The organism is Planotetraspora phitsanulokensis, from assembly GCF_016863295.1.
In the GTDB taxonomy this organism is placed as follows: domain Bacteria; phylum Actinomycetota; class Actinomycetes; order Streptosporangiales; family Streptosporangiaceae; genus Planotetraspora; species Planotetraspora phitsanulokensis.
The window spans coordinates 89,711-116,672 of the sequence record NZ_BOOP01000040.1; the positions used below are offsets into that span (position 1 = coordinate 89,711).

A 26,962-nucleotide genomic window follows, 5' to 3' on the forward strand; every position below is an offset into this window, starting at 1 on the left:
CGCCCCGAGGGGCGTCGTCACCCCGGGGAGTGGCTTCGTCATCACCCCGAGGGGCTTCGTCCTCCCGAGGGGTCGAGCACGCTCCCGATGGCCGTCGTGAACGACTTCCAGGCCGAGCGCTCCCCCGTGAGCGCCGCGCGGCCCGAGTCCGTCAGGCGGTAGGTGCGCCGCTTGCGCCCGCCCGCCACTGCCCACTCGCCTGCCAGATAGCCGGCTCGTTCCAGCCGGCGCAACGCCGGATAGACCGTCCCCGTCGGGACGTCGAGCGCACCGTCGCTGCGCTCGCGGAGCGCCTCGATGATGGCGTAGCCGTGAAGGGGCTCGCGCTCCACCACGGAGAGCAGCAGGGCGTCCATGTGCCCTCGCAGCGTGTCGGGGTTCACGGCCGCAGCTTATCCCTGTTCCACATGTAGCGAGTCTACATGTAGGCTGTCTATATGTAGACTCCCTATTTATTGAGGAGCCCCCCTTGGACGTCGTCGACCTCGCGCGGACGCAGTTCGCCGTGACCGGCAGCCTGCACTTCCTGTTCGTCGTGCTGACCCTGGGCCTCGCCCCCCTCGTGGCGATCATGCACACGCGCTACGCGGTCACCGGAAATCCCCTCCACGAGCGGATGACCCGCTTCTGGGGACAGATCTACGTGATCAACTACGCGCTCGGCATCTTCACCGGCCTGGTCATGGAGTTCCAGTTCGGGCTGAGCTGGAGCGGCCTGTCGCGATACGCGGGCGACGTCTTCGGCGCGCCGCTCGCCATCGAGACGCTGGTGGCCTTCTTCCTGGAGTCCACGTTCCTCGGCTTGTGGATCTTCGGCTGGCATCGGCTGCCCCGGGGCCTGCACGTGACCTGCATCTGGCTGGTGACGTTGACCGCCTACGCCTCGGCGTTCTGGATCATGGTGGCGAACTCGTTCCTCCAGCACCCGGTCGGCTCCGTCGAACAGGGCGGCCGCCTGGTGCTGCGCGACTTCGGAGCGCTGCTCACCAACCCGAACCTGGTCTTCGCGCTCCCCCACGTGATCAGCGCCGGCCTGTGGACCGGCGGGTTCGTCGTCATGGGGGCCAGCGCCTACCACCTGTTCCGGCGCACGGCCGAGCGGGAGTTCTTCACCCGGTCGCTCCGGATCGGCGTGGTCACCGCGTTCATCGGCTCCCTGTTCACCGTCGGGTTCGGCTACGCCCAGTTCGGCGTGGTCGAGGACACCCAGCCGGACAAGTTCGACGGCGTCATCCCCGGCACCGCGCTCGGCCTGATGATCACCATCGGACAGTTGCTCCAGTTCGGCGTGATGCTCGTCCTGCTGCCTCTGCTGATCAAGGATCTCCTCGCGCGGTGGCGGTGGCTGCATCCGGTCCTGATGCTCATCACGCCGCTGCCGTTCGTCGCGGCCATCGCCGGCTGGCTCGTGCGCGAGGTGGGCCGCCAGCCGTGGCTGGTGTACGGGAAGCTCTCCGTCGCCGACGCCATGACTCCTGGGCTCTCCAAGGCCGCGATCATCGGGTCGTTCGTCGGCTTCGCCGGCGTGCTCGGCCTGCTCGCCCTCATCGACTACCTGCTGATCGCCCGTGCCGTACGCCGCGGGCCGGGACAGGTGTCCCTCGGCATGCCGGACCGGTCGGCCGACCCCGTTCCCCAGCCCGCCCACTCGCTCTGAGGACCACGACCATGGAGATCATCTGGTTCGGCGCCCTCGCCGTCCTGTTACTCGGCTACTTCGCCCTGGAGGGCTTCGACATCGGGCTCGGCATCCTGCTGCCCGTGCTCGGCAGGTCGCAGGAGGACCGTGACCGGCTCGTCGGAGCCGTGGCGCCGTTCGTGCTCGCGGGCGAGGTCTGGCTGGTCGCGCTGGTCGGCGTCCTGTTCGGCGCCTTCTCCACACTGGAAGGCGAGGTGCTCAGCGGGCTGTACCCCCTGGTGGTGGCGCTGCTCCTGACGTGGATCACGCGGGACGCCGGACTGTGGTTCCGCCGTCGCGCCGACGGCGCCGCCTGGCGTGCGGTGTGGGACGGCGCCATCTGCCTCGGCTCGGCCGGGCTGGCCCTGACCTGGGGCATGACGCTGGTGGCGCTGGCCCGCGGGCTGTCCGCCCCTCTGCTCAGCCTGGAAGGCGTGGTCGGCGGGCTCGTGGTCGCACTGGCCTTCTGCCTCCATGGCTGGACGTTCGCGGCGTGGCGACTGCCCGGCGATCCGGTGGTCCGCGGCGCGCGGCGCACCGGGCGGGCCCTGGCCCTGACGGCTCTCGCGGCCGCGATCCCCGCCGGGCTCACCGTCGCCGTCGTGGCCTCCACCCTGATCGACCACGCCGCCCCGCCCGAGACACTGACCACCATGGGTGCAATTGTGTTGCCGTGCGTCCCGATCCTCGTCGGCGCACAAGTATGGGTGTGGCGCATCTTCAGCAGGGGCGCGCTGCCCACGTTCTTCTGACCGCCTGCTGACGACGTCCGATTGGGCCCGCGTTGCACAAGGATCTTCTGCGGCTCGCACGATCCGAACGGACCGTGCGGCCGCACCTCGCCGCCTGCCTGGCCGCGGCCGTGGCGGCGGGCCTCCTCGTTCTCGTGCAGGCGGAACTGCTGGCGGGCGTGCTCTCCGGCAGGTTCACCACGGCCGTCCTGCTCCCGCTGGCACTCGTCGTGGCGGCGCGGGGGCTGCTCGGCTGGGCGCGGGGGATCTTCGCCGGCCGCACGGCCACGGCGGTGAAGTCGGCGCTGCGCCGGCGGCTGCTGTCACGTTTCCAGGAGCCGGACGCCGGATCCGCGCGATCCGGCGAACTCGTCACGCTCGCCGGGCGCGGCCTGGACGCCCTGGACGCCTACCTGACCGGTTACCTGCCCGCCGTGGCCGTGGCGGGCGTCATCCCGATCGCGGTCGTCGTACGGCTTTTCGCCGCCGACCTCGGGACCGCCGTCATCGTCCTGCTCACTCTGCCGCTCATCCCGATCTTCGGGGCGCTGGTCGGCTGGACCACCCGGGCGGTGACGCGCCAACAACTGGAGGCCCTCACCCGGCTCGGCGGCCACTTCCTCGACGTTGTCCGCGGCCTTCCGACCCTGCGGGCCTTCGGCCGCGCCCGGCACCAGGCGTCGGTGATCCAGCAGGTCGCCGCCGCCCACCGGACCGCGACCATGCGGACGCTGCGGGTCGCGTTCCTGTCGTCGCTTGTGCTCGAGCTCGTGGCGTCGCTGTCCCTCGCCCTGGTCGCCGTCCCCGTCGGCCTGCGCCTGTTGTCGGGTTCGCTCGACCTCCACACGGCGTTGCTGGTGCTGCTCCTGGCGCCAGAGGCCTACATCCCCCTCCGGGCGATGGGCACCACCTTCCACGCGGCCATGGAAGGAGTGGCCGCCGCCGACCAGGCCTTCTCCCTCATCACCCCGGGGCGTGATCATGCACAGATTCGCGTTCAGGCCCCTGACCTGCGCACACCCGACCGTGATCATGCACAGATTCGGAGTCAAGCTCCCGACCTGCGCATATTCGGTCGTGATCATGCACCGCCTGCGATCCGGCTCGAAGGCGTGACCGTCCGGTACCCCGGTCGCGAAGACAACGCGCTCGACGACGTCACGCTGGAGATCGCGCCGGGCGAGAGAGTGGCCATCGTGGGGCCGAGCGGAGCCGGCAAGAGCACGCTGCTCCACGTCCTGCTCGGGTTCGTCACCCCGTCCCGGGGCCGGGTCCTGATCGACGGCGTCGACCTCACCGGCCTGGACCTCGACGAGTGGCGCCGGCGGCTCGCCTTCGTGCCCCAGCGCCCCCATCTGTTCGCCGCCACGGTCGCCGCCAACATCTCCCTGGGAGCGGACGCCTCGCCGGACGAGGTCCGTACGGCTGCCGCGGCCGCCCAGGCGGCCGAGTTCGTGGAGGCTCTGCCGTACGGCTACGAGACGGAACTCGGCGAGCGCGGGGCGAACCTGTCGGCCGGCCAGCGTCAGCGGGTGGCGCTCGCCCGGGCGTTCTGCCGTCCATCCGCGGAGGTGCTCCTGCTCGACGAGCCGACAGCGCGTCTGGACGGCCGGAGCGAGGCCGCGATCGTCGCGGCCACGCGCACGCTCTCCGAGGGCAGGACCGCGATCGTCGTCGCCCACCGCCCCGCCATGATCGAACTGGCCGACCGGGTCATCCGCCTGAGTGACCACGCGGAGAGGGGGGCCGCATGACCGGGGTGTCCCTCCGGCTTCTCGCGCCCGGGATGCCGCGCAGGCTCGTCCTCGCGACGCTCGCGGGGGCCGCCGCCGACCTCGCCGGAATCGCACTGATCGCGGCGGCCTCCTGGATGATCACGAGGGCGGCCGAGCAGCCTCCCCTGGCCGCGCTGTCCGTCGCCATCGTGGCGGTGCGGGCCTTCGCCACCACGCGCGGGCTCTTCCGGTACGGCGAGCGCCTCTCCGGGCACGACGTCGCCCTCCGCGCCCAGGCGGGCACACGCGAACGCCTCTACCAGGCGCTCATCCCCGCGGGGCCGTTGCCTCTCCGCGGCGCCGACCTGCTCAGCCGGATGGTCGACGACACCGACGCCGTACAGGACCTGCTCGTCCGCTGCCTGCTGCCCGCCCTCGCCGCGCTGCTCGCCGGGACCGCCGCCGTGGTCCTCGCGGCGTTCGTCCTGCCCGTCGCGGCGCTCCTGCTCGCCGCGGGCCTGCTGGCGGCGGGCGTGGCACTGCCGGCCGTCACGGCCGCGGCCGCCCGGAGGCGGTCGGCGCGGATCGCCCCGGCCAGGGCCGAACTGGCGGCGCGCGTGGCCGATCTCGTCCATGGCGCGGCCGACCTCGCGGCGTACGGCGCCCGGGATCGGGCCCTGGCTGCCGGGATGGAGGCGGACGCACGGCTGGTGAGGCTCGAGCGCAGTCGGTCGCGGGTCGACGCGGCGGCACTCGGGCTCGGCGTGCTCGTGCAGGGGCTGACCGTGGTCGCCGTCGTGCTCGCGGCCCGTTCGGCCGACCTGGACGGCGTCGCGACGGCCGTGCTCGCCCTGACCTCGCTGGTCTCCTTCGAGCCCGTGCTGCCGCTGGGCGCGGCGGGTGAACGGTTCGCCGGAGTGCTCGCCGCCCTGCGGAGGCTGCGGGAGATCGGCGGGACGCCCGCGGCGGTGACCGAGCCCGGCGCTCCCCTGACGTTGCCCGACCGGCCGCTGGCCGTCGAGATCGAAGATCTGGTGGTCCGCCACGGCGACCGGGAGCCCGCTCTCAACGGGGTCAGCCTGAGTGTGGCGCCCGGCGACCGGGTCGCGATCGTCGGGCCTAGCGGCGCGGGGAAGAGCACCCTGCTGGCCGCGCTCATGCGGACGGTGGACATCGAGTCCGGAAACATCTTCATCAACGGGGTCGACATCCGGCGGTACGCCTCCGACGACGTCCGCACCAGGATCACCGGGCTCACCCAGGACCCCTACGTCTTCCAGGCCAGCCTGCGCGACAACCTCCGGCTCGCCGGCCCGGACGCCTCCGACGAGGACCTCGCCCGTGCCGTACGGCAGGCCTGCCTGGACGGCTGGACGGACCGGACCGGATGGGACACGACGCTCGGCGAGGACGGGCGGACGGTCTCCGGTGGGCAACTCCAGCGTCTCGCCCTGGCCCGTGCCCTGCTGTACGACCCCCAGGTGCTCGTGCTGGACGAACCCGCCGAGGCCGTGGACGAGGAGACGGCGGACGCCCTGCTGGCCGACCTGCTCGACGCCACGAGGGGACGGACGACGCTGCTGGTCACCCACCGGCTGCGCGGGCTGGAGCAGGTGGACGAGATCATCGTCCTGGAGGACGGGCGGGTCGTGCAGCGCGGACCGCACCACGCTCTGGTCTCCGTACCCGGCTACTACCGGGACCTGTGGGAATCCGAGGCGCTCACCCGCCGCTGAAAACGGCGCTCACATGGTGCTCACGCGGTGCTCACACGGTGACGGGCCGGCGGCCGCTGAGGGCCGCCGGCCGGGGACGGTCACGAGGACGCTTCCGGGGACTTGCCGGGGACGGTCACGAGGACGCTTCCGGGGACTTGCCGGGGGTGTTCCGGGGAGTTCCTGGGGCGTTCGGGGGGTGACGTCAGTTCGTCGCCGACTGCTCCGCGAGCGTGATCGACGCCGTCGACACCTTGCCGTTCCGCGAGTAGGTGATGGTGACCTTGTCGCCGGGACGGGAGCTGCGGATCTCGCCGACGAGCGTCTCCGCGCTGTCGACCACCTTCTCGTTCACCTTGGTGACGAGGTCGCCGTCCTCCAGCCCGGCCTTGTCGGCCGGGCTGCCGGCCGTGATCGAGCTGATCACGGCGCCTTCCGCGTCACCGGTGGCGTCGGCCAGACTCACGCCGAGGAAGGCGTGGGTCGCCTTGCCGGTCTTGATGAGCTGGTCGGCGACCTGACGGGCGGTGTTGATCGGGATCGCGAAGCCCACCCCGATGTTGCCCGAGCTCTGCCCGGACGTCGCGATGGCGGTGTTGATGCCGATGACCTGACCGGCCGCGTTGACCAGGGCGCCGCCCGAGTTGCCCGGGTTGATCGCCGCGTCCGTCTGGACCATGCCGCCGATCGTCGTGCCCGGCTCCTGCTGCCGCTGCTGCCCGAACGGGAACGGCTGCTGCGGCTGCTCTTCTCCGCCCTCGGTGAGGGTGCGGTCGAGCGCGCTCACGATGCCGGACGTGACCGAGCCCTCCAGGCCCAGCGGGCTGCCGATCGCGAGCACCGCGTCGCCGACCTGGAGCTTGTCGCTGTCGCCGAGCGAGGCCGGTGTCAGGCCGGACACGCCTTGCGCCTGGATCACGGCGAGGTCGGTCGTCGGGTCGGTGCCCTTGACCGTGGCCGAGGCCGTCTTGCCGTCGCTGAACTTGACGGTGACGTCTCCACCGCCCTGGCCGAGCTCGGCGACGACATGGTTGTTGGTCAGGATCAGGCCGTCGGCCGACAGGATCACACCCGACCCCTCGCCGCCGCCGTTCTGCGTCGTGATCCTGATCGACACCACGGACGGCTGGATGGCCTTGGCCACCTCCGCGATGGTGTTGACCGAGGTGTTCGACGCGGGATTCACGAGCGGGCTGGAGATCACGGTCTGGCCGTCGTTCGTCGCGTTGGCGATGAGGGCCCCCGTGGCCCCGCCGCCGATCGCCACGACGGCGAGCGCGAGGCCTGTGATCACCTTCTGCGTGCCGGTCATCCCGGTCTTCTGCCGCGGCGGCGGCAGCGGCCCCCCGTACGGCGCGGTGTCGTACGGCCCCGGGCCGCCATAGGCGCCATAGGCGCCGCCGTACTGGCCCTGCTGGGGCGGAGTCCTGCCGAACTGGCTCCAGCCGTGACCGGGGAGCACCTCGGTGTCGTTGCCGCGACCCTGCTCGTCCGAGCTCATCGCCATCCCCCTCATTTGGATCTGCCGGTGATCCGGCTCTCCGCCGGTACAACCACTACGATGGCAAATCCTCGATAAGGTCACGCTAAGCGATCAGCGGTTCCCACCGGCAGAGGCCGCACGCGGCTCTTATATCACGACGTCGCGGGCCAGTATTCATCGCGCAACAGGCGCTTGTACAACTTGCCCGTGGGATGTCTCGGGAGTTCGTCGCGGAAGTCGACCGATTTCGGGCACTTGTAATGGGCGAGTCGTGCCCGGCAGTACTCCATGAGCTCCTCGGCGAGCTCGGGCCCGGCCTCCTCCGGGACGACCGGCTGGACGACGGCCTTCACCTGCTCGCCCATCTCCTCGTCCGGCACGCCGAAGACGGCCACGTCGGCCACCTTGGGGTGGACCGACAACACGTTCTCGGCCTCCTGGGGATAGATGTTCACCCCACCAGAGATGATCATGTAGGAGCGGCGGTCGGTGAGGTAGAGGAAGCCCTCATCGTCGACGTAGCCGATGTCACCGAGCGTCGTCCAGCCTCTGCCGAGCGGGTCCTGCGCCGAACGGGTCTTCTCCGGATCTCCGTGGTAGACGAACCGGGGGCCGTCGGAGAAGTAGACCGTCCCGTGCTCGCCCGGGGGCAGTTCGGCGCCCTGCTCGTCGCAGATGTGGACGACGCCGAGCAGCGGCCGGCCGACCGTGCCCCGGTGCTTGAGCCAGTCCTGTGAGCCGACGTAGAGGAAGCCGTTGCCCTCGGTGCCCGCGTAGTACTCGTGGATGATCGGGCCCCACCATTCGATCATCTGCTCCTTGACGGGGACGGGGCAGGGGGCGGCGGCGTGGATGGCGCACGTCAGCGAGGACAGGTCGTAACGAGACCGGACCTCAGGCGGCAGCTTCAGCATCTTGATGAACATCGTCGGCACCCACTGCGAGTGCGTGACGCGGTACCTCTCGATGAGCTGGAGCGCCTCCTCGGGGTCGAACCTCTCCATCACGACGATGGTCGCTCCGGCCCGCTGGAAGTTCATGCAGTACCGCAGCGGGGCCGCGTGGTAGAGCGGGGCGGGCGACAGGTACACGCTGCCGGGGGCCGGGGCGAACAGGAACTGGATCAGCTGCAGGAGCGGCCCGGGAGCGTCGAGCGGCATCTTGCTCAGCGTGGGCTTGACCCCCTTCGGCCGCCCGGTGGTGCCCGAGGAGTAGAGCATGTCGACGCCCTGGCACTCGTCCGCGATGGGCGTCACCGGCTGCGCGGCCGTCGCCTCCTCGTAGGACGTGAAGCCGGGCGCCGTGCCGTCGAGCATCAGCCGCGCCTCGACTCCCGGCGTCTCGCCGGTGACGGAGGTGGCGACGGCGGCCAGCTTCACCGAAGAGATGAACACCCGGGCGCCGCAGTTGTTCAGGATGTAGGCGAGCTCCTCCGCCTGGAGGCGGGAGCTGATCGCGGTGTAGTACAGGCCGGCGCGGTGGGCGGCCCAGGCGACGGTCAGGAACAGGGGGTGGTTCTCCAGCATGAAGGCGACGTGGTCGCCCGGCTGGAGCCCGGTGGCCCGGAACAGATGGGCCAGGCGGTTGGACTCCTCGTCGAGCTCCCGGTAGGTGACGACGCGGCCGGAGCCCGCCATGATCACCGCCGGCTTGTCTGGCGTCTCGGCCGCGATGGCTCCCGGATGCATAACAGAACATTACTCGGGCCCCCGGGCAGGCGGAAGATCTTCCCGGCGGCCCCCGCCAGGCTCGCGGCCGTGCGGAATTCACGCCCATAGAACGCGTACGGCTCGCGGGATGCACGGCCCCGGAACACGTACGACTCGCGGGTGCCCCGGAACACGTACGGCTCGCGCCTCGGAAGACGAGGACGCGAGCCGTACGCGGTGGGCGGGTCAGGCGGCCGCGGTCTGGGCCACCGTCGCCGGGGTGAGGGCCAGCTCGAGGACCTCACGGACGTCGCTCACCGGGTGGACGGTGAGGTCGGCGAGCACGTCGGCCGGGACGTCGTCCAGGTCGGGCTCGTTGCGCGCCGGGATGAGCACGGTCGTGATCCCGGCCCGGTGGGCGGCGAGCAGCTTCTGCTTCACGCCGCCGATCGGGAGGACGCGCCCCGTCAGGGACACCTCTCCGGTCATCGCCACGTCGCCGCGGACCGGACGGCCCGACAGCAGTGAGGCGAGGGCGGTCGTCATGGTGACGCCCGCCGACGGCCCGTCCTTCGGCACCGCGCCCGCCGGCACGTGGATGTGGACCTGACGGTCCTTCAGGGAGCCGACCGGCAACTCCAGCTCCACGCCGCGCGAGCGCAGGTAGGACAGCGCGATCTGGGCCGACTCCTTCATCACGTCGCCGAGCTGACCGGTGAGGGTCACCCCGGTCGAGCCCGTCTCCGGGTCGGCCAGCGAGGCCTCGACGTAGAGCACGTCGCCGCCCGCGCCCGTGACCGCGAGGCCGGTGGACACGCCCGGCACCGCCGTACGCTGCCTGGCCTCGGGGAGCGAGGACTCGGCCACGTGCCGCGGACGGCCGAGGTAGGGCACCAGGTCGTCGGCCGTGACCGCGACCGGCAGCTCCGCCTCGCCGAGCGCGACGTTGGCCGTGACCTTGCGCAGGACCCGCGCGACCGACCGCTCCAGCGACCGGACGCCCGCCTCGTGGGTGTACTCCCCCGCGAGCCGGCGCAACGCGCCCTCGTCGATCGTCACGTCGTCGGCCGTGAGGCCCGCCTTCTCCAGCTGGCGCGGGAGCAGGTGGTCACGGGCGATGGCGACCTTCTCGTCCTCGGTGTAGCCGTCGAGCGTGACGATCTCCATGCGGTCGAGCAACGGCCCGGGGACCTGCTCGAGCACGTTGGCCGTCGCGAGGAACAGCACGTCGCTCAGGTCGAGCTCGACCTCCAGGTAGTGGTCGCGGAACGTGTGGTTCTGCGCCGGGTCGAGCACTTCCAGCAGCGCCGCCGTGGGGTCGCCGCGGTAGTCGGAGCCCACCTTGTCGATCTCGTCCAGCAGCACGACGGGGTTCATCGAGCCCGCCTCACGGATGGCGCGGACGATCCGGCCGGGCAGCGCGCCGACGTAGGTGCGCCGGTGCCCGCGGATCTCCGCCTCGTCCCGGATGCCGCCGAGCGCCACACGGACGAACTTGCGGCCCATCGCCCGAGCGACCGACTCGCCCAGGGAGGTCTTGCCGACTCCGGGCGGGCCCGCCAGCGCCAGGACGGCGCCGCTGCGGCGTCCGCCGACGACCCCGAGGCCCTGGTCGGCCCGGCGCTTGCGGACCGCGAGGTACTCGATGATGCGGTCCTTCACGTCGGCGAGACCGGTGTGGTCCGCGTCGAGAATCGCGCGGGCGCCGGTGATGTCGTACTCGTCGGTCGTGTGCGTGTTCCACGGGATGTCGAGGACCGTGTCCAGCCAGGTCCGGATCCAGCCCGTCTCCGGCGACTGGTCCGAGGTGCGCTCGAGCTTGGCGACCTCCTTGAGCGCGGCCTCCTTGACCTTCTCCGGCAGGTCGGCGGCCTCGATGCGGGACCGGTAGTCCTCCTCCTCGTCGGCCGGATCGCCGTTCAGCTCGGCCAGCTCCTTGCGGACCGCGGCCAGCTGCTGGCGCAGCAGGAACTCCCGCTGCTGCTTCTCCATGCCCTCCTGGACGTCCTTGCGGATGGTCTCCGCCACGTCCATCTCCGCGAGGTGGTCACGGGCCCAGCCGACCAGCTTCTCGAGCCGTGCGGTGGGGTCCGCGGTCTCCAGCAGGAACTGCTTCTGCGGCGTCGTCAGCCACGGCGCGTAGCCCGAGCTGTCGGCCAGCACCGAGGGATCGTCGATCTGGTTGACCGCGTCGACGACCTGCCAGGCTCCGCGATTTTGCAAGATCGTCGTGGTGAGGGACTTGTACTCCTTGGCGAGCTCGTCGGCCCTGGGCCCGGCCGCGATCGGCTCGATCACCTCCGCCTCGACCCACAACGCCGCTCCGGGGCCCGTCGTCCCGATGCCCACGCGCATACGGCTCACGCCGCGGACCACGGCCGCGGGCTCCCCTCCGGGAAGCCGCCCGACCTGCTCCACCACGGCGGACACACCGGTCGCGCCGTAGCGGCCGTCCACACGCGGCACCAGGAGCACCCGGCTCTCGCCACCGCTGGCCCGTGCCGCGTCGATGGCCGCCCGGACCTCGGAATCCGACAGGTCGAGGGGGACCACCATGCCGGGCAGGACGACCTCGTCGTCCAGGGGCAGGACGGGAAGTATCTGTGTCATGCTCACTCCCAAGGTTGAGTTATGCCGACTCAACTAACAGGAGCCCGGGTGTGTTCCCAGTTTTGCGCGTGTTCGCTGCGAGCGATCGTAATCCTGTAATCAGGCCTTTCATGGCCCTGGCGCGGAGCCCTGTCGCGGAGGCTTCGTGCCGAGCTGTGGTCCGGAACCCGTGGTGCGAAACCGGGCCTGCGGGCGGAGGCGCACTCCGGGAAATGTCGGTGGCGGCCGATACCTTCCCGATCAGGTCGGAGAGGAGTGAGATGTACCGCCAGGGAGACATCCTGATCGTGCCGGTGCCGGAAGAGCGGGTGCCCGCGCAGGCTCGGACGGCGCCGCCCGAGCCGCGCGACGCGCGGGGCCGCCTCGTGCTGGCCCTGGGAGAGGCCACCGGTCACGCGCATGCGATCGCAGGCCCGGGGACGCTGCTCCTCGATCCGGATCCGAGCCGCCCGGGCTTCCTGCACCTGCCGTCCGGCGGGCGCCTGGTCCACGAGGAGCACGCCGCGATCTCGCTGCCCAAGGGGTGGTATCGCGTGATCCGCCAGCGTGAGTACGTCCCCGGCGCCTTCCGGGTGGTGGCCGACTGATGACCGCCACGCTGAGTTCACCGCCCGGGCCGGGCACCCGGCCGGGCGACTCGGGTTCCCGTTCCTGGGAAGAGACGGCGCTCGCCACCGGCCCCGCCGACCGCCCCGCCGCCGAGGAAGGTGTACGGCAGGCCTACTGGGACGCCGGCCTGCCCCAGCCGGAGCGGATCGTCTGGCTCGGCTCTCCACTGCGCGGCGCCGTCGCGGCCCTGCTGCTGGGCGACCCCGCGCACGGGGAGGCGCTGGTTCGGGCGGGTCTCGGCGGCCTCGCCGAGGAGGTGCTGCTCCAGCTCGAGGCGTCGGGCCTGATGCCGACCTCGGCGGCGGACTCGCCGACCGGCCGGGCCGTGCCGGGGTCGGCAGCGGACACCGTGACCGGCCAGGCACCGGGATCCGCCGATGGCCCTGCGGCGGACTCGCTGACCGGCCGGGCGGTGAACGCGTCGGCCGCCGCCGGGGCGTCGGTGCGCACGGCGGTCCGCACGCTTCCGTGGGAGCGGGCGAGGGCGGCCGTCCACGCCTCGCTCGCGCCGGCCGGCTGGGCCCAGGCGTGGGCGGACAGCGGCGGGCTGCTCTGGCAGCCGGTGAACAGGACGATCTCCGACATACGCCACCGGATGTCGGAGATGGGAGGCGAGACCGCGGGCGAGCTTCTGCGTGGGGCGACGCTCGACGCGGTCTTCGGTCAGCACGACGCCGCCTGGTTGTCGGTCTTCGACCCGGTCTCCGGGGTCCGGCCGGGCGTCGCCGAGGCCGAGCGCGCGGCCCTCGGCGGTCTGGCCGCGGTCGCGCGCGCCGCGGGCTGGTGGTGGCCGTTCGAGCGCATCGTGCTCGTCTGCGAGCGCCCGTCGGAGGCGCACCGCGACGACGCCGGGCGGCTCCACCGGGCCGAGGGGCCCGCGATGTCGTTCCCCGACGGGTTCGCCCTCCACTCCTGGCGCGGCATGCCCGTCCCCGCCGGCTTCGGCGCCTCGATGGCCTCGCTCGACGCCGAGCGGATCCGGGCCGAGGAGAACGCCGAGCTGCGCCGGGTGATGCTGGAGCACTACGGGTACGAGCGCTACCTCAAGGAGTCCAACGCGTCTCCCATGCACCGGGACGAGACGGGCACGTTGTGGCGCCTCGCCCTGCCCGACGACGAGGACCTCGTGATGGTCCAGGTCGTCAACTCGACGCCGGAGCCCGACGGCACCCGGCGCACCTACTTCCTCCGGGTGCCGCCGTCGATCTCACGGGCGAGGGAAGGGGTCGCCTGGACCTTCGGCGTCCCCGAGGCCGACTACCGTCCCGAGAAGGAGACCTGACCCGGGGAAATCGGCGGGCCGTACCGGCACACGCTCGAGGATCCCCCCGGCGAAGACGTCGTAGAGGCCCAGCGGCTCCAGGTGCACGTACCCGATGTGGCAGTCGCAGGCCGCCGCCGGGCACGGCCGGGGCCGCAGGGCTTCGCGGAACGATCCGTCATAAAGGTTGCCGAGCTCCGTGGGGATGAAATGACACCGCCTGACCGTGCCGTCGCCGTTCACCGAGATCACCGTCTCCCCGGTACGGCACGGCAGGCCGGCGCTCAGGTGCGGACGGCGGCTGTACCCGAAGAGCGGATCGATCGCGGTCCACTCGGCCGCCTCCGCGTCGGTGTAGCTGCGCCCCTCCTCGGCGTTCACCCACAGGTAGGTCGGCTCCGGGAGGTCCGCCCGCAGCCGTCGGGCAGGGTCGAGGTGGTCCGGGTGGCCCACGATGCCGACGCTGTGCCGTACGCCGAGCCGGTCCAGTTCGCGGCATTTGGCGAGGAAGCGGTCGTAGGCGACCTGACTCGGGTGGTAGGTGCACCACAGCGCGAGGCTGCCCAGGTCGGCCTCGGCGAGCCAGCCGGTGCGGCAGCTCAGGTTCGTCTGGATCGCCACCGTGCGGACGTGGCCGAGGCGACTGAGCCCGATCATCGCCTCGCGGTACCACGAGCGGACGAGCCCCTCACCCCACGGCGTGAACAACACCGAGATCGGGTGGTCCTGCTCCGCGACCCAGGTGGTGAAGCGCTCAAGCGCCGCCCGGTCGGCGCGCAGCCGGTCGGGGTCGTCCCGCCGTTTGGCGAACGGGCAGTAGGCGCAGTCGTAGTCGCAACTCGACAGCGGACCGCGGTAGAGGATCGACAGGTGCCCGGCCGCCGTCATCAACGCTCCTCGTAGGCCTGCATCAGTGCCTCCACCCGGCCGGAGAACAGGGCCGGGCCGATGGCATCCGAATAGGCCAGGCCCTCCCCTGTCAGCCGCACCAGGTCACGGTCGCTCTCCAGCCATCCGAGCTCGGCGTACCGGGTGAGTTCCGCGCCGAAGTCGTCCATGACGTCGGCGCCGAAGCGTTCCCGGTAGCCCGCCCGCGGCATTCCGTCTGCCTGCAGCAGGGACTGGATCAGATGGCGGCGCCTCCTGTCCTCGTCGTCGAGGCGGAAGCCCACGTTCGCCACCGCGAACTCGCCGGCGGGCAGGCGGACGAAGTCATCGATGATCGCCCGCACGTGCCGCGCCGACACGGCGTACTCGTAGGAGTAGTGCAGGCTCTGCGTGTACGACCGGGCACCGCAGCCGAGACCGACCATCCCGTCGGTCTGGCAGCAGTACTCGGTCGAGCCGCCGGAGCCGGGCAGGCGGAACATCCGCATCGACACCTGCTCGTAGCCCGCATCGAGCAGATGGTCGCGGCCCACGCGGTAGAGGTCGAGCCGCTGGTCGTCCCACTCACGGTCCCTGCGGGCGAGTCCGGTGAGCGGCCGCACGTACAGCGGATAGAGGTACAGCTCCTCCGGACGCCAGTCGAGCGCGGCGTCCAGGGAGTGCCGCCAGGACCGCCGCGTCTGGCCGTCGATCCCGTAGATCAGGTCGACGTTGAGGACCTCGAAGGCGGTGTCCCTGATCCGGCCGAGCGCCGCCTCGACCTCGGACCGCCTCTGCGGCCGCACCGCGGCACGGGCCTCGGCGTCGACGAAGCTCTGCACGCCGATGGAGACGCGGGTGGCGCCCCGGCCGGCGAGCACGGCGAGGCGGTCCGCCGTCGCCGTCGCGGGCGAGGTCTCGACGGACAGCGGGACCGCGCGGAGGTCGGCTCCGAGGACGTTCTCCGCGAGGTCGAAGAGCCGGTCCAGCTCCGCCGGGCTCAGGTAGGTCGGCGTGCCGCCGCCGACGGCGGCCGTCGCGAAGCGCGGATCCGGCAGGGCCTCCCGCAGCGCGGTGGCCTGGCGCTCCAGTGCGTCGAGGTACGCGCCGACCAGTTCCTCCGGGGCGCCCGTCCGCGTGAACAGGTTGCAGAAGCCGCAGCGCATCTCGCAGAAGGGGATGTGCAGGTAGAGGAAGAGGGCGTCGGTCCGTTCACCCGACCAGACGTCACACAGAGCAGGGCGTGGTTCTAATGGCCGATAAGCCGTCTTGTGCGGATAGGCATAGACATATCCGTCGTACGGGCTGATTGTGGTGTCGATCTCCGTCATCCCCTGATCCGATCCCATGCGCGCGCACGCCCCCACTGCGGACGTGGCCTGGCCGGCGTCCGCTCCAGCACGAACTCGGCGTACGGCACCGTCCAGACCACCTCGTGGCCGATCCGGTGACCGGTGTGGCCGCTCTCCCCGTACGCCGTGCCGTGGTCGGAGCAGATGATCGTGAAGCACGGCCGGTTCCTGGTCATGAGGGCGAACAGGCGGCCGATGTGCCTGTCGACGTATTCAAGGGCAGCCGCGTGGCTCTCCAGCGTGTCGCCGTCCTCCTGCGCGGCGCCCGGCAGGTGGAACCAGTTGGGCTGGTGGAGGGCCGAGACGTTGACGAACAGGAAGACCGGCTCGTCCCTGTCACGCAGCGCCAGCTCCGCCCGGTCGATCTGCCGCTCCAGGGAGTGGCGGGAGGTGACGCCGAACTCGGGCCCCCAGTGGCTCTCCGCGAACAGGCCCGGCAACGCGGACCCGAGCGGGCTCTGCTTGTTGAAGAAGCCGACGCCTCCCACGCAGACCGTGTGGTAGCCCGCCTTGGCGAGACCCGTGGGCAGGTCAGGGGCGTCGAACACCCAGGTGCCGTCGGCGGTCGTCTCGCTTCCCGCAAACCTGGCCGCGAACGGCCGCGCGTGAGTCCCGGGTTCCGCGGGGGTGGGGAGGAAGCCCGCGAACATCGCCGCGTGGGCCGCGTAGGTGAAACTCCCGGGGCTGTGCCTGCGCTCCCATCGCCCTTCCGGCAACACGCCGGCCAGGTTCGGCAGCCTGCCGGCCGCGACAAGCCGGGCCGCCACGTCGTAACGCAACGTGTCCAGTGTCACCAGCAGGATGTCGTGGCTGCCCACGACGGTGTTCATGTCACGCACGCCGTCTCTCCCTCGCCTCGGATGTCCCGGGACTGCATGCCCTGCCGCCATCCCCGCGACACCGCCGCGATCTGTGCGGCGTAGGTGTCCAGGTCCTCACCCGGACTCCCGGGCAGGCCGGAAAGGCCGGGGAGCAGATCGCCGAAGGCGTTGACCTCGGCGACCGCGGTGGATCTCCAGTCCGCCCCGATCATCAGGTCGACTCCGATCGCCAGGCTGCCCGGGAAGCACGCCGCGGCGCGGGCGCACACGTCGAGCGCGCCCTGCCATCCCGCCGTCCCGAGGCGCTCCCGCACCCGGCCGAGATCGCCGCGAGCACCCCCGAGATGCAGGTTCGTCATCGGCGTGCGGCCCACTCTGACGACGGCATGGGTGGGCACGCCCGCGACCACGACGACCCGGAGGTCGAAGGCCCGGCCGTCCATGGACGCCTTGGGAAACCACCGCTCGACGTGCAACCCGTCGGGCGCGAGCGCGTCGACGACCGCCGCCGCGTCGGCCTCGTTCTCGTAGGTCCGCACCCGCAGTGAGTTGTACAGCGAGGCGCCGCCCTCCCCCCGGCCGCCGTTCTCCCCCCGGCCGCCGTTCTCCCTCCGGCCGCCGCCTGCGTCGTGCCCGGCCGCGCTCTGGCCGTCCCTCTCCTCGCCGCGGCCGTCCGGCAACGCGGCCGACGTCACCGCTCTCACCCGGGCGCCCAGCGCCTGGAAGGCGATCACTCCCGACGCGGACGATCCGTGGGCGGGCTTGACGAACACGCGCGGCCACCCGCTGGCGGTCATCAGCTCCCGCAACTCCCGGTACGAGCCGACCGATTCCCGGAGTGCCGGTGGCACGGGGACGCCGTCCGCTCGCAGCCGCGCATGGCAGAGGCGCTTGTCGAACATCACGGCGATCTCGTCGGGGTCGCCGAGCAACACCGAGCCGGGTGAGGCCTCGACGGCCTCGGCGAGGTGCCGCAGTCCCGTGCCGAACGCCTCGTACCAGGCCGCGCCGCCTCCCGTCCGCGTCGGATCGCCCGGTCCCCGGAGCAGCGCGTCGATCTCGGCGTCCTCACCGGGCGAGTCGACCCGTACGGCGCTGCCCGGCGCGATCGGCGTACCGTCGCCGGTCAGCACGTCCCGCCAGGAGATCACCTGTGGGTCGGGCAGGCCGGCGCGGGCCGCCGCCGCGCGGAAGAGGGCGACCCGCCGGTTGCCGGGGACGCCGACGACGGCGAACCGCGTGTTCGCCGTGGTCACTCGCCGACGGCGACGTAGCGCCACTCGTCTTCCTCGTCCTCCGGCTCGGACAGGTCGACCTGGACTCCCGGCAGGGCCTCCTGGATGCGCTTGATCATCGAACCCGTCAGGAAGTGATGATGGAGGTCGAGCTCACGCAGATGGGTGAGCGGCTGCCCGGTCAGCAACGCCTCCGCCCCCAGGTCGGTGAGGGTGCCCATGGACAGGCTCAGGGTCTCCAGCCGGGCCACGACCGGGGCCGAGGCCACCGCGGCCGCGATCTCGTCCTGGATCTCGCTGTCCTGCAGGCCCAGGTGCCGCAGCGCCGGCAGCCGCTCACCGGACATGATCGCGTCCAGGTCGGCCACCGCGGAGTCGCCGCCGTAGTTCTCGACGCCAAGCCAGAGGTCCAGTTCCTCCAGGGCGGGGAGATCGCACTGCCCGACCGCGCGGACGACGGCGGCGGGCAGGCCTCCGGACTCGAAGCGGAGCGTCCGCAGCGCGTCGTGCCGCACGGGGGTGAAGGCCAGCTCAGTCCCGCCCCGAACCTCCAACTGCTCCAGCCCCGGGAAGGCCTCGAGCAGCGGGGTCACGTCCGACTGCTGGATCCAGGAGATCTCGCACTCCTCGGACTGCAGGGCTCCGACGAAGAGGGCTCGCAGGGCGGGGAAACGCGCGGCGTTGTCCGTCAGGGGCCGGATCGCCGCCTCCGATCCTTCCTCGTAGGGGTTCTCCCAGCCGCCCACGACGATCGCCCGCACCGCCGAGGTGTCCACCTGCTCCATGAAACGGGCGAACAGCGCCGCGAAGGCTCCCTCGTCCGCGTCGTACGGCTCCGCGGACAGTCGCCAGGCCACCGAGCCGGCCTCGGGCAGCTTCCCGGGGTCGCCTTCGCCGGTGAACTCGGCCACGGGAAGATCGGCGTAGCGATCCCGGTAGTCGTGGACGTTCCTGCGCGGATTGTCATGGTCGGCCACGGAGGTGCTCCTCGCCTGGGGGGACTGGCGGATCATGTCTTACCAGAGTCAGGCGACACTTCGGTCGTTCAGTCGACCTCCCGATGCGACGCCCTGAGGCACGGACCATGATGGCCCCTATGGAATCAGGCCATATCCGGCTCAGCTCGGCCCCGGGCCGCTGGGTCCTCCTCACGACGGTCCTCGGATCCGGCATGGCGATGCTGGACGGCACCGTGGTCAACGTGGCCCTGCCCGCCCTCGCCCGCGATCTCCACACGGGCATGTCGGGGCTGCAGTGGACGATCAACGCGTACACGCTGACACTCGCGGGGCTGATCCTGCTCGGGGGTTCGCTCGGCGACCGGTACGGCAGGCGCAAGGTCTTCATGATCGGCGTCGTGTGGTTCGCCTCCGCCTCCGCGCTGTGCGGCCTCGCCCCGAACATCGAGGTGCTCATCCTCGCCCGCGCGCTCCAGGGCATCGGCGGGGCGCTGCTCACCCCCGGATCACTGGCGATCATCCAGGCGAGCTTCGTCCACGACGACCGTCCCCGCGCCGTCGGCGCCTGGTCGGGGCTCGGCGGCGTCGCGTCGGCGATCGGGCCCCTGCTGGGCGGATGGCTCGTGGAGACGGCCGGCTGGCGCTGGGTCTTCCTGCTCAACCTCCCCCTCGCGGTCGTCGTCCTCGCGGTGGCCGCACGGCACGTCCCGGAGACCAGGGACACCTCGGCGCACGGCAAGTTCGACGTGCTCGGGTCGGCGCTGGCTGCGCTCGCTCTGGCCGGCGTCACGTACGGCCTGATCCTCGGCGGCGCGGGGGTCTTCCCCCTCATCGCGGGACTGGTGCTCGCCGCGTCCTTCGTCGTCGTCGAGATCCGGCGCTCCCCCGACGCGCTCGTCCCCGTGGGGATCTTCTCGTCCCGGGTCTTCACCGCGGTCAACGTCGTGACGCTGATCATGTACGCGGCGATGGGCGTGGTGTTCTTCCTGCTGGTGGTCCAGCTCCAGGTGTCCGCCGGGTTCTCCCCGATCGCCGCCGGCTCCGCGATGCTCCCGGTGACGATCCTGATGTTGCTCCTGTCCGCCCGCGCGGGGGAGCTCGCCAAGCGCATCGGCCCCCGGATCCCCATGACCGGCGGGATCCTCTGCTGCGCGGCGGGCCTCGCCCTCATGAGCAGGATCGGGCCGGGCGCCTCCTACGTGGTCGACGTCCTGCCCGCGGCCGTCGTCTTCGGCCTGGGCCTGAGCACCGCCGTCGCCCCGCTGACGGCGACGGTGCTGGCCACGGCGGAGGAGCGCTACGCGGGGGTCGCGAGCGGGGTCAACAACGCCCTCGCCCGGACCGGCAGCCTGCTCGCCGTCGCCGCCGTCCCGCCTCTGGTGGGCCTCACCGGCGACGCGTACGACTCGCCGGTCGCGTTCACCCACGGGTTCCACACGGCGATGCTGATCAGCGCCGCCATGCTGGCCGCGGCGGCGCTCGTCGCCTTCTTCACGATCAGGACCAACGTGCTGATCGAGGCTCCGGAGCCGGAGCGTAAGATCCACTGCTCGCTCGACGCGCCGCCCATCGAGGGCGACGTCACGACATGAGACGTGAACCATGAGACGTGAACCATGAGGCTTACAGCGCTGAGTTAAGGCAGCCGACGTGGGCGGTTCATGTGCTGGTGGGCCTCATGTCCAGATAGCCGGAGACGATCCGGCACATGAGTGTTTCACGCACGTCCGCCCTGCTCGCGGTGGCTGTGGCCACTCCGGTGGTGGCGCTCGCCTCCCTCCTGGCCGCCTTCCCCGCCTCCGCCGTCGCCGTCCCGGGCGCTCTGCCCGGCACTGTTCCCGGCATGGTTCCCGGCGCGGTTCCCGGCGCGATTCCGGGAGCGGCGAAGGGCTGCCCGGCGTTCGTCGCCGTGGCCTCGCCGTACGCGACGGTGAACGGGAAGGCGCGCGCGGGGGCGGTCACCCTGTACGGGAGCGCGCGAAACGGTCTCAAGCCTGTGAAGACGCTGCACCAGGGCGCCGGCGGCATCGGCGGGGCCCCTGAGGTCAACGACTCGTTCGGATCGGCCGTCGCCAGGGGCGACTTCAACGGAGACGGCTGCGCCGATCTGGCCGTCGGAGTCTCCGAGGAGTTCTTCGGGTCCCGGGTCCCCGACGCCGACGGGCACGGCGTCGTGCACATCCTCTTCGGGTCGCCCGGCGGGCTGACCAAGGTGAGGTCGGTCGACGTCACCCATCTGGGCCGCAAGCACGGCACCGACAGGTTCGGGGCGGCCCTCGCCTCCGGCGACCTCGACGGGGACGGAGACGACGAACTGATCGTCGGAGCGCCCGGAATGAAGGGCGGCGGAGGCGTCGGCGTCTTCGGCATGAACCACCGCTCGCCGTACGGCACGGGCACGCTGATCACTCAGGCCACGGGCTGGGTCCACCAGAGCCGGGGGCAGACCGACCTGTTCGGCGAAGCGCTCGCGGCGGGCGACTTCAACGGCGACGGCAAGGACGAGATCGCGGTCGGGGCGCCGGGCGACGGCGGCACCAAGACGCCGGGCGCGGGCGCCGTCACGATCATCGATTTGCGCAAGCGGCACGCCGGCGCCTACACGCAGAACAGCCGGAACGTGCTCGGCTCAGCGGAGAGGTGGGACGCCTTCGGCTCCGATCTGGCCACCGGCGACTTCAACGCCGACGGCCGGGACGACCTCGCGGTCGGCGTCCCCGGCGAGGACGTCTCCTCCACGCTCACCCGCGGAATGGACTACGGCGACGGCGCGGTCAACGTTCTGTACGGCTCCGCCCGGGGCCTGACCGCGACCCGGAGCGAGATGTGGACGCAGACGATCCTGGCGGGCGTCCCGCGTTACTTCGACCGGTTCGGCTCGTCGCTGGCCACGGGAGACCTCAACGGCGACAAGGACGACGAGCTGATCGTGGGCGCGCCGGGCGAGGGCGCCGTGCAGGTGATCGCCGGGACGCGCAGCGGGGGGCTCACCCGCAACCACAATCTCCTGCTCACCGGCGACCGGACGGGCGCCTTCGGGTCGTCTGTCCTGACCGAGGGCGGGAAGCTGCTGATCGCGTCCCCGGGTTCCGGCCGGCTGACCGTGGTGAGCACCAAGGTGAAGAAGGGCTCCTACCCCGGCGCCGTCCCCGGAACCGCCCGCGTCGTCCGCACGGGCGGTCCCGATGATCTGTACGGCTACGCGCTGAGCTGAGCGTGGCCCGAGGGGATCGTGAAGCGGGCCGAGGTCTTGGCGGGCGCGCCGCGCCTGGTGATGTAGTCGAGCGTGCGGAACTCGGCCCGCATCTCGTCCTGTGACACCGAGCAGACGATGTAGCCGCGGCGCTGGTCGATGTAGGAGAAGTGCGGGTTCTCCCGCATGGTCTCCGCGATGCCGGCCGTGTCGCGGTACCCGTCGCCGTCGCTAGAGATCGACGACGTGACGAGTTCGACCGCCACCTGGGGCGAGTCGGGGTCGGCGAAATCCGGCTTCAGTGTGGCGGCGTAGTGCGTGTGGGCGTCGCCGGTGAGGACGACGGGGTTGGCCGCCCCCGACCTCTCGATCCCTTGGAGGAGCCGGGTGCGGTCGGCCGCGTAGCCGTCCCAGCTGTCCATGTTGACGTCGACGCCCGGGCCGGTCCTGCCGTCGCGCTGCGCCATGATGACCTGCTGGCCGATGAGGTTCCACCGGGACTCGGACCTGCCGAGCCCGTCGAGGAGCCAGCCGCGCTGGTCCGCCCCGAGGATCGAACGACCCGTGTCGAGCCGATCGTCGCACCCGGACCGCTCGCCGTCGTCGCACGCCTGGTCATCGCGGAACTGCCGGGTGTCGAGCAGGTGGAAGGTCGCCATCGTGCCCCAGTCGATCCGCCGGTTGATGCGGATCGAGCCGCCCTTCTGCAGGCTGCCCCGGCGCAGCGGCATGTTCTCGTAGTACGCCCGGAACGCGGCGGCCTTCCGCTGGGCGAACGCGGCGGCGCCCGTGCTCGAGACCGGGCCCGCCCAGTTGTTCTCGACCTCGTGGTCGTCGAAGACGACGAGCCACGGGGCGACCTGGTGGGCGGCCTGAAGGTCGGGGTCGCTCTTGTACTGGGCCAGCCTGAGCCGGTAGTCGCCCAGCGACTGGCACTTCCTCCCCGCGTGGCGGCGGACGACGCCGCTCACCGCTGTGTAGCCACTCGGCGCGTACTCGTAGATGTAGTCCCCGAGGTGCACGACGAGGTCCGGGTCCTGCTCGGAGATCCGGCGATAGGCCGTGTAGTAACCGTGCTCCCAGTGGGCGCAGGCCGCCATCACGAACTTCAGCGGCGTCAGCCCCGTGGGAGCGGTGCGGGTACGGCCCACAGGGGACACGTGGCCGTCGGCGCGGAACCGGTAGAAGTACTCGCGGCCCGGCTCCAGTCCGTTCACCTCGACGTGGACACTGTGCCCCTGCCCGGCACCGGTCGTGGCCGTACCGGATTTGACGATCTTGGAGAATCGTTCGTCGGACGCCAGTTGCCATTCGACGTCGAAGGAGCCGCTGGGCATGCCGCCGAGGCCGTCGGGCGCCGTGGGCTCGAGCGCGAGGCGGGTCCACAACACGATGCCGTCGGGGGTGGGGTCACCGGAGGCGACTCCGAGGGTGAACGGGTCCCTCTTGAGCGCCCCGCCGTACGGCAGTCGCGACGGGAGGGCGGACCCTGACAGGAGCAGGCCGCCCGCACCGGCGACCGCAGCGGACAGGAACACTCTTCGTGACGCATTCGTCTGCACGCTGCCAGTTCAGCCGCCACGGTTAACGCGCGGCCTTTACACCCGTGGCGGGCGGCGAAACCCATGATGAACAGTGCTTTTGACTGCCCACCTTTGCTGAACGGCGCCTGAAGCGGAGGGCTCGGACGCGTTAATGCGCGTTCATCTCCGCATCAGGAACGGACGGTTCTCACAGGGCCAGCTTGAGATCGTCGCAGCGTCACAGCGTCACGGAAACGGACGGTTCTCACAGCACGAGCGTGAGATCGTCGCGCAGCGTCGCGGCGTCACGGAAACGGATGGTTCTCACAGGACGAGCTTGAGATCGTCGCGCAGCGTCGCAGCGTCACGGAAGTGGACGCCGGTCATGCCCGCCCGCTCGGCCCCCTCGATGTTCTCCAGCCGGTCGTCGACGAAGACGATGTCCCCGGGAGCGACGCCCATGCCGTCCGCGACGCGGAGATAGATCTCCGTGTCCGGCTTCACCAGGCCCATGCGGCCGCTGAAGAAGCGCGGCCGGATCGGAGCCATGAAGGGCAGCAGCTCGACACCGTCCGCGATGCTCACGGGGGCGTTGGACAACAACGCCATCGGGACTCCCTGGGCCGCGAGCTCGTCGACGATCGCCAGCGTCTCCTCGTTGGGGCGCGACCAGCTGGCCACGTCGAGCGCGACGACCTCGTCGAGCTCGGCGCCGGCGACCGGCCTGCCGTACACGGCGGACCAGTACGCGCCGTCGTCCAGCGTGCCGCGGTCGAAGTCGAGGCGCAGCTCCCAGTACCGCTCCTCGAATCCGGGCACGCCCTGGGCGAGCCGGGCGGCGTCCCCGTCGGACTGAGGGAGGCAGATGACGTTGCCGTAATCGAAAAGAACATGTCTCATGATTGAACGAGCATAGAGGATGTTCGTTGCGAGCGTCAGGCGAGGTAGGGCTTCAGGTACTCGTTCGCGGCACCGCAGCCGAGGTAGTTGCGGACCGTGTGGAAGTCGAGCCAGTCGATGTTGCAGGCGACGTCGCGCTCGATTCCGTCGAAGAAGGCCTGGAGATCGGGCGGAATGGCGGCGATGTCGTCCTTGTCGGCGATGTTGATCCAGCGCTTCACGCCCGGCGGCCGAGCGCCGCGCCCGTGGAGGGGAACCGGCGACAGCCGTTCGAACACGACGTCCCGCATGCCGAGGGGGCTGCCGAGCGTGATGAGCACCTCGGTGGACAGGTCGGAGTGCGCCCAGAACGCCTCATAGGCGACCACGCTGCCGAGAGAGTGGGCGATCACGACACGGGGTTGCCTCCTGCGGATCACGTCCGCAACCGTGTCGCGGGCGCGGACGCGCGGATCGCCTCCGCCGAGATAGGTCGCGACCTCGGGGCAGAAATCCTGCGCGAACTTCACGGCGTTGGGGCCGAGCCTGGCCAGCAGCCATTCGGCGAGCCGATGGGCGATGCCCGTCAACGACTCGCCCGCGGCGCTGCGAATGCGCCCGTCGAGCTGGGCCGCCCAGTCAGCGAACACCAGCTTCGCCGGAGGGTCCATCTGCTTGGGCGGCCGGGGCGGACCCGAGTGCAGGTGGTGGGCGTAGTAGGCGATCTCGGAGAAGTAGTCCCCCTGGGGCGCCGGCGCGCCGACCAGGCCCTTGTGCAGGTAGCCGTTCCACTTGAGACGCATGGTCTCCGCGGCGCGACCGGGCGAGCCGCCCGACTCCTCGTAATAGTGGTACTTGCCGATGCCGTGGACTCCGACAATCGTGGTCATGGCCGGGTAGCCCGCCTCCACTCGGTAGAACCCCTCTGCGCGACCCAGGTCGGCCGCAGTGATGCGGGAGGGACGTGATGGCCGCGGCCACTCCCCGAGACACTGTGCATGAGGGGGTGGACCGTGACAAGGCAACGCCTGATTTGCGGGGATAAATCAGTTGATTGGGAATCGGGGGTGATGGCTACGCTTTGAGTGTTACCGAAGTCGCCGCCGTCTAGAAGCCACGCGGAAGCCGCGGTCTGGAAGCCCCTCAAAAGCCGCGGCCTGGAAGCCGCCGGTCGATGCAGGGGCGTCACGTCGCATGACATTGTGGCAAGTCGGTTCAGAGGAGAGGACACCATGCCAGGCCCGTTGCACATCCGCGACTCGGTCGTCGTACCCGAGGCGGAGCTCGCCTGGCGGTTCTCCCGCTCTTCAGGCCCGGGCGGCCAGGGGGTCAACACAACCGACAGCCGGGTCGAGCTCAGCTTCAACGTCGCGACCACGACCGCGCTCGAACCCGCGTTGAAGTCCCGGGCCATCGAACGTCTCGGCTCCCGGCTCGTCGACGGTGTGATCACCATCGCGGCGTCCGAGTTCCGGTCCCAGCTGCGCAACCGCGAGGCAGCCGAGATGCGACTGGCTCAGCTGATCCGCGAGGCAATCGCGCCCCCGCCCAGGAAGCGCCGTCCGACCAAGCCTTCCCGAGGAGCCGTCGAAAGGCGCCTGACGGCGAAGAAGCAGCGCTCCGACCTCAAGCGCCTGCGCCGCACCGACGGCTGACACGGCGGGGACGGCTACCACGCCTTTCGCTTGATCAATTCGTCTGTGGCCGGTTGGTCGCGAAGGTCGTCGCGAAGGTCGTCACGGAGGTCGTCACCGAGGTCCTCACCGAGGTCGTCACGAGGCGGGGCGAGCGACGCGGAGCGATCACGCCGCGAACGACGCCAGACGACGTCCCCATCCGGCGACGCGGGTCTCTCCTTCGGCGAACCACGCCATGCAGCGCCGCCCGCCCACGCGGGATCCTCGTCCGGCGACACGGCGTCCTCATCGTGGTGTGCCAGGCCTACCTCGTACGACATTGACGCCAGGGTGGGGTCACAGCGCGTGTCCAGCCAGTCCAAGAGGTCGTCGAGTACCTCCTCCTGTTCGGTGTACGTGCAGAGGCGGCGCTCCTCGCCATGCACTCGATATTCGATCTCATAGACGTCAGCGACGAGGGACACCGATGCGCACCAGGCCGGAGAGACTCCGTCTGGCCGGATGACGACGTAGGTGTTGTCGACGGGATGCAGTTCGTCGATCAGTACCGCGATCGCCTCCGGTGATGGGTCATCGATCCGGTAGCCGTCGTCGGTGTCGGCACCGTAATACTCAGCGGGCATCGCCGTTCTCCTTCTCCTCCGCCTTCGTGGGTCTACACGATCCCAGAATTCAGTTGGAGCCCCGACCCTTTCTCAGTTATTGGCGCCAGCATCTTGCTCAGCCCTCGATCGGTGGACGCGAGATACGGGGCAGGCCACGCAATTGGTGGGCAAGCCATATAGGCCGCATGCGTCCTGAGCTGGTGGTTATCGCAAAGAGTCACCACAGCCAGATTTGATCGGCACAGTTTTCCTTTTCCACCCATAGCCATCTCATTTTACATTTGGGACATTTCCTGGCTGTGCACATATCACCACCCATCCCCCATCAACCGACTTTTCAGTTGACATCCGCAAGCGAAAAACCTCTCAGAAAATTCGTTCGACGGATGTGGTCAGTCAGCTACGGAGTGTGACAGAATTAGCACAGGTTTTCGAATCTA

At 70.8% G+C, this 26,962-nt stretch carries 22 protein-coding genes; 9 read left to right on the forward strand and 13 right to left on the reverse strand.

Annotated elements, in window-relative coordinates; all coding sequences use genetic code 11:
- Positions 1 to 41 precede the first annotated feature (41 nt).
- A complete protein-coding gene (locus tag Pph01_RS35585; protein ID WP_204077611.1) occupies positions 42 to 383 on the reverse strand; it encodes a PadR family transcriptional regulator in 342 nt (113 codons plus the stop codon).
- 86 nt (positions 384 to 469) lie between these two features.
- Between Pph01_RS35585 and Pph01_RS35590 the strand changes: the two genes are divergently transcribed.
- From Pph01_RS35590 to cydC, 4 genes are read left to right on the forward strand one after another with little or no spacing between them, the layout of a single operon-like run.
- Positions 470 to 1,657, forward strand: a complete 1,188-nt coding sequence (locus Pph01_RS35590) for a cytochrome ubiquinol oxidase subunit I (RefSeq protein WP_204077612.1) — start codon at positions 470 to 472, stop codon at positions 1,655 to 1,657.
- Between the two features lie 11 nt (positions 1,658 to 1,668).
- Positions 1,669 to 2,430, forward strand: coding sequence for a cytochrome d ubiquinol oxidase subunit II (locus Pph01_RS35595; protein WP_204077613.1), 762 nt, complete (start codon positions 1,669 to 1,671; stop codon positions 2,428 to 2,430).
- A 32-nt stretch (positions 2,431 to 2,462) separates the two neighbouring features.
- Positions 2,463 to 4,163 carry a thiol reductant ABC exporter subunit CydD gene (cydD, locus tag Pph01_RS35600; RefSeq protein ID WP_204077614.1) on the forward strand — a complete coding sequence of 567 codons (1,701 nt, stop codon included), beginning with the start codon at positions 2,463 to 2,465 and terminating at the stop codon, positions 4,161 to 4,163.
- A complete protein-coding gene (cydC, locus tag Pph01_RS35605; protein WP_239117255.1) occupies positions 4,160 to 5,860 on the forward strand; it encodes a thiol reductant ABC exporter subunit CydC in 1,701 nt (566 codons plus the stop codon). Before cydD ends, cydC begins: the two co-directional genes overlap by 4 nt.
- Before the next feature lie 184 nt (positions 5,861 to 6,044).
- On the opposite strand, the gene Pph01_RS35610 is transcribed toward cydC, so the two are convergent.
- From Pph01_RS35610 to lon, 3 genes are all read right to left on the reverse strand, one after another.
- Positions 6,045 to 7,340, reverse strand: coding sequence for a S1C family serine protease (locus Pph01_RS35610; protein ID WP_204077615.1), 1,296 nt, complete (start codon positions 7,338 to 7,340; stop codon positions 6,045 to 6,047).
- A gap of 134 nt (positions 7,341 to 7,474) precedes the next feature.
- Positions 7,475 to 9,010 carry an acyl-CoA synthetase gene (locus Pph01_RS35615; protein WP_204077616.1) on the reverse strand — a complete coding sequence of 512 codons (1,536 nt, stop codon included), beginning with the start codon at positions 9,008 to 9,010 and terminating at the stop codon, positions 7,475 to 7,477.
- A 207-nt stretch (positions 9,011 to 9,217) separates the two neighbouring features.
- On the reverse strand, positions 9,218 to 11,581 hold the full coding sequence (gene lon / locus Pph01_RS35620; protein ID WP_204077617.1) for an endopeptidase La: 2,364 nt from the start codon (positions 11,579 to 11,581) through the stop codon (positions 9,218 to 9,220).
- A gap of 260 nt (positions 11,582 to 11,841) precedes the next feature.
- Between lon and Pph01_RS35625 the strand changes: the two genes are divergently transcribed.
- Both Pph01_RS35625 and Pph01_RS35630 read left to right on the forward strand, forming a co-directional pair.
- Entirely contained in the window at positions 11,842 to 12,168 is a 327-nt protein-coding gene (locus Pph01_RS35625; protein ID WP_204077618.1) for a DUF8820 family protein, read from the forward strand.
- Positions 12,168 to 13,472, forward strand: coding sequence for a DUF6745 domain-containing protein (locus tag Pph01_RS35630; RefSeq protein WP_204077619.1), 1,305 nt, complete (start codon positions 12,168 to 12,170; stop codon positions 13,470 to 13,472). The genes Pph01_RS35625 and Pph01_RS35630 overlap by 1 nt, the downstream gene beginning before the upstream one ends.
- Here the strand turns inward: Pph01_RS35630 and Pph01_RS35635 are convergent.
- The 5 genes from Pph01_RS35635 to Pph01_RS35655 are packed head-to-tail and all read right to left on the reverse strand — an operon-like array spanning position 13,398 to position 18,703.
- Positions 13,398 to 14,339, reverse strand: coding sequence for an STM4011 family radical SAM protein (locus tag Pph01_RS35635; protein WP_204077620.1), 942 nt, complete (start codon positions 14,337 to 14,339; stop codon positions 13,398 to 13,400). The two genes, Pph01_RS35630 and Pph01_RS35635, sit on opposite strands and share 75 nt — an antisense overlap.
- Positions 14,339 to 15,649 carry an STM4012 family radical SAM protein gene (locus Pph01_RS35640; RefSeq protein WP_204077621.1) on the reverse strand — a complete coding sequence of 437 codons (1,311 nt, stop codon included), beginning with the start codon at positions 15,647 to 15,649 and terminating at the stop codon, positions 14,339 to 14,341. The genes Pph01_RS35635 and Pph01_RS35640 overlap by 1 nt, the downstream gene beginning before the upstream one ends.
- Positions 15,646 to 16,500, reverse strand: a complete 855-nt coding sequence (locus tag Pph01_RS35645; protein WP_204077641.1) for an STM4013/SEN3800 family hydrolase — start codon at positions 16,498 to 16,500, stop codon at positions 15,646 to 15,648. The genes Pph01_RS35640 and Pph01_RS35645 overlap by 4 nt, the downstream gene beginning before the upstream one ends.
- Entirely contained in the window at positions 16,497 to 17,747 is a 1,251-nt protein-coding gene (locus tag Pph01_RS35650; protein WP_204077622.1) for an STM4014 family protein, read from the reverse strand. Before Pph01_RS35650 ends, Pph01_RS35645 begins: the two co-directional genes overlap by 4 nt.
- Positions 17,744 to 18,703 carry an STM4015 family protein gene (locus tag Pph01_RS35655; RefSeq protein WP_239117256.1) on the reverse strand — a complete coding sequence of 320 codons (960 nt, stop codon included), beginning with the start codon at positions 18,701 to 18,703 and terminating at the stop codon, positions 17,744 to 17,746. The genes Pph01_RS35650 and Pph01_RS35655 overlap by 4 nt, the downstream gene beginning before the upstream one ends.
- A 119-nt stretch (positions 18,704 to 18,822) precedes the next feature.
- Between Pph01_RS35655 and Pph01_RS35660 the strand changes: the two genes are divergently transcribed.
- Both Pph01_RS35660 and Pph01_RS35665 read left to right on the forward strand, forming a co-directional pair.
- Complete coding sequence (locus tag Pph01_RS35660) at positions 18,823 to 20,277, forward strand: MFS transporter (RefSeq protein ID WP_239117257.1); 1,455 nt, start codon at positions 18,823 to 18,825, stop codon at positions 20,275 to 20,277.
- A 116-nt stretch (positions 20,278 to 20,393) separates the two neighbouring features.
- Positions 20,394 to 21,899 (forward strand): FG-GAP repeat protein, encoded by a 1,506-nt coding sequence (locus Pph01_RS35665; RefSeq protein WP_204077625.1) that lies wholly within the window; start codon positions 20,394 to 20,396, stop codon positions 21,897 to 21,899.
- Here the strand turns inward: Pph01_RS35665 and Pph01_RS35670 are convergent.
- The 3 genes from Pph01_RS35670 to Pph01_RS35680 form a co-directional block, all read right to left on the reverse strand.
- Positions 21,884 to 23,440, reverse strand: coding sequence for an alkaline phosphatase D family protein (locus Pph01_RS35670; protein WP_204077626.1), 1,557 nt, complete (start codon positions 23,438 to 23,440; stop codon positions 21,884 to 21,886). The genes Pph01_RS35665 and Pph01_RS35670 overlap by 16 nt on opposite strands.
- Before the next feature lie 285 nt (positions 23,441 to 23,725).
- Complete coding sequence (locus tag Pph01_RS35675) at positions 23,726 to 24,301, reverse strand: HAD family hydrolase (protein WP_204077627.1); 576 nt, start codon at positions 24,299 to 24,301, stop codon at positions 23,726 to 23,728.
- Between the two features lie 35 nt (positions 24,302 to 24,336).
- Positions 24,337 to 25,170 (reverse strand): hypothetical protein, encoded by an 834-nt coding sequence (locus Pph01_RS35680; protein ID WP_204077628.1) that lies wholly within the window; start codon positions 25,168 to 25,170, stop codon positions 24,337 to 24,339.
- 342 nt (positions 25,171 to 25,512) lie between these two features.
- Between Pph01_RS35680 and arfB the strand changes: the two genes are divergently transcribed.
- The gene (gene arfB / locus Pph01_RS35685; RefSeq protein WP_204077629.1) at positions 25,513 to 25,935 is read left to right on the forward strand and encodes an alternative ribosome rescue aminoacyl-tRNA hydrolase ArfB; all 423 of its coding nucleotides are present in this window, start codon (positions 25,513 to 25,515) and stop codon (positions 25,933 to 25,935) included.
- Positions 25,936 to 25,949: 14 nt separating this feature from the next.
- Here arfB and Pph01_RS35690 read toward each other — a convergent pair whose 3' ends face one another.
- The gene (locus tag Pph01_RS35690; protein ID WP_204077630.1) at positions 25,950 to 26,540 is read right to left on the reverse strand and encodes a hypothetical protein; all 591 of its coding nucleotides are present in this window, start codon (positions 26,538 to 26,540) and stop codon (positions 25,950 to 25,952) included.
- Positions 26,541 to 26,962: the final 422 nt, after the last annotated feature.

Bases quoted from the DNA above. Each gene is read 5' to 3' on its own strand.
- lon (WP_204077617.1), bottom strand. From the start codon at position 11,581: ATGACACAGATACTTCCCGTCCTGCCCCTGGACGACGAGGTCGTCCTG.
- Pph01_RS35615 (WP_204077616.1), bottom strand. From the start codon at position 9,010: ATGCATCCGGGAGCCATCGCGGCCGAGACGCCAGACAAGCCGGCGGTG.
- Pph01_RS35630 (WP_204077619.1), top strand. From the start codon at position 12,168: ATGACCGCCACGCTGAGTTCACCGCCCGGGCCGGGCACCCGGCCGGGC.
- cydC (WP_239117255.1), top strand. From the start codon at position 4,160: ATGACCGGGGTGTCCCTCCGGCTTCTCGCGCCCGGGATGCCGCGCAGG.
- Pph01_RS35610 (WP_204077615.1), bottom strand. From the start codon at position 7,340: ATGAGCTCGGACGAGCAGGGTCGCGGCAACGACACCGAGGTGCTCCCC.
- Pph01_RS35665 (WP_204077625.1), top strand. From the start codon at position 20,394: ATGAGTGTTTCACGCACGTCCGCCCTGCTCGCGGTGGCTGTGGCCACT.
- Pph01_RS35645 (WP_204077641.1), bottom strand. From the start codon at position 16,500: ATGAACACCGTCGTGGGCAGCCACGACATCCTGCTGGTGACACTGGAC.
- Pph01_RS35660 (WP_239117257.1), top strand. From the start codon at position 18,823: ATGGAATCAGGCCATATCCGGCTCAGCTCGGCCCCGGGCCGCTGGGTC.
- Pph01_RS35680 (WP_204077628.1), bottom strand. From the start codon at position 25,170: ATGACCACGATTGTCGGAGTCCACGGCATCGGCAAGTACCACTATTAC.
- Pph01_RS35635 (WP_204077620.1), bottom strand. From the start codon at position 14,339: ATGACGGCGGCCGGGCACCTGTCGATCCTCTACCGCGGTCCGCTGTCG.
- Pph01_RS35625 (WP_204077618.1), top strand. From the start codon at position 11,842: ATGTACCGCCAGGGAGACATCCTGATCGTGCCGGTGCCGGAAGAGCGG.
- Pph01_RS35690 (WP_204077630.1), bottom strand. From the start codon at position 26,540: ATGCCCGCTGAGTATTACGGTGCCGACACCGACGACGGCTACCGGATC.
- Pph01_RS35640 (WP_204077621.1), bottom strand. From the start codon at position 15,649: ATGACGGAGATCGACACCACAATCAGCCCGTACGACGGATATGTCTAT.
- Pph01_RS35595 (WP_204077613.1), top strand. From the start codon at position 1,669: ATGGAGATCATCTGGTTCGGCGCCCTCGCCGTCCTGTTACTCGGCTAC.
- arfB (WP_204077629.1), top strand. From the start codon at position 25,513: ATGCCAGGCCCGTTGCACATCCGCGACTCGGTCGTCGTACCCGAGGCG.
- Pph01_RS35675 (WP_204077627.1), bottom strand. From the start codon at position 24,301: ATGAGACATGTTCTTTTCGATTACGGCAACGTCATCTGCCTCCCTCAG.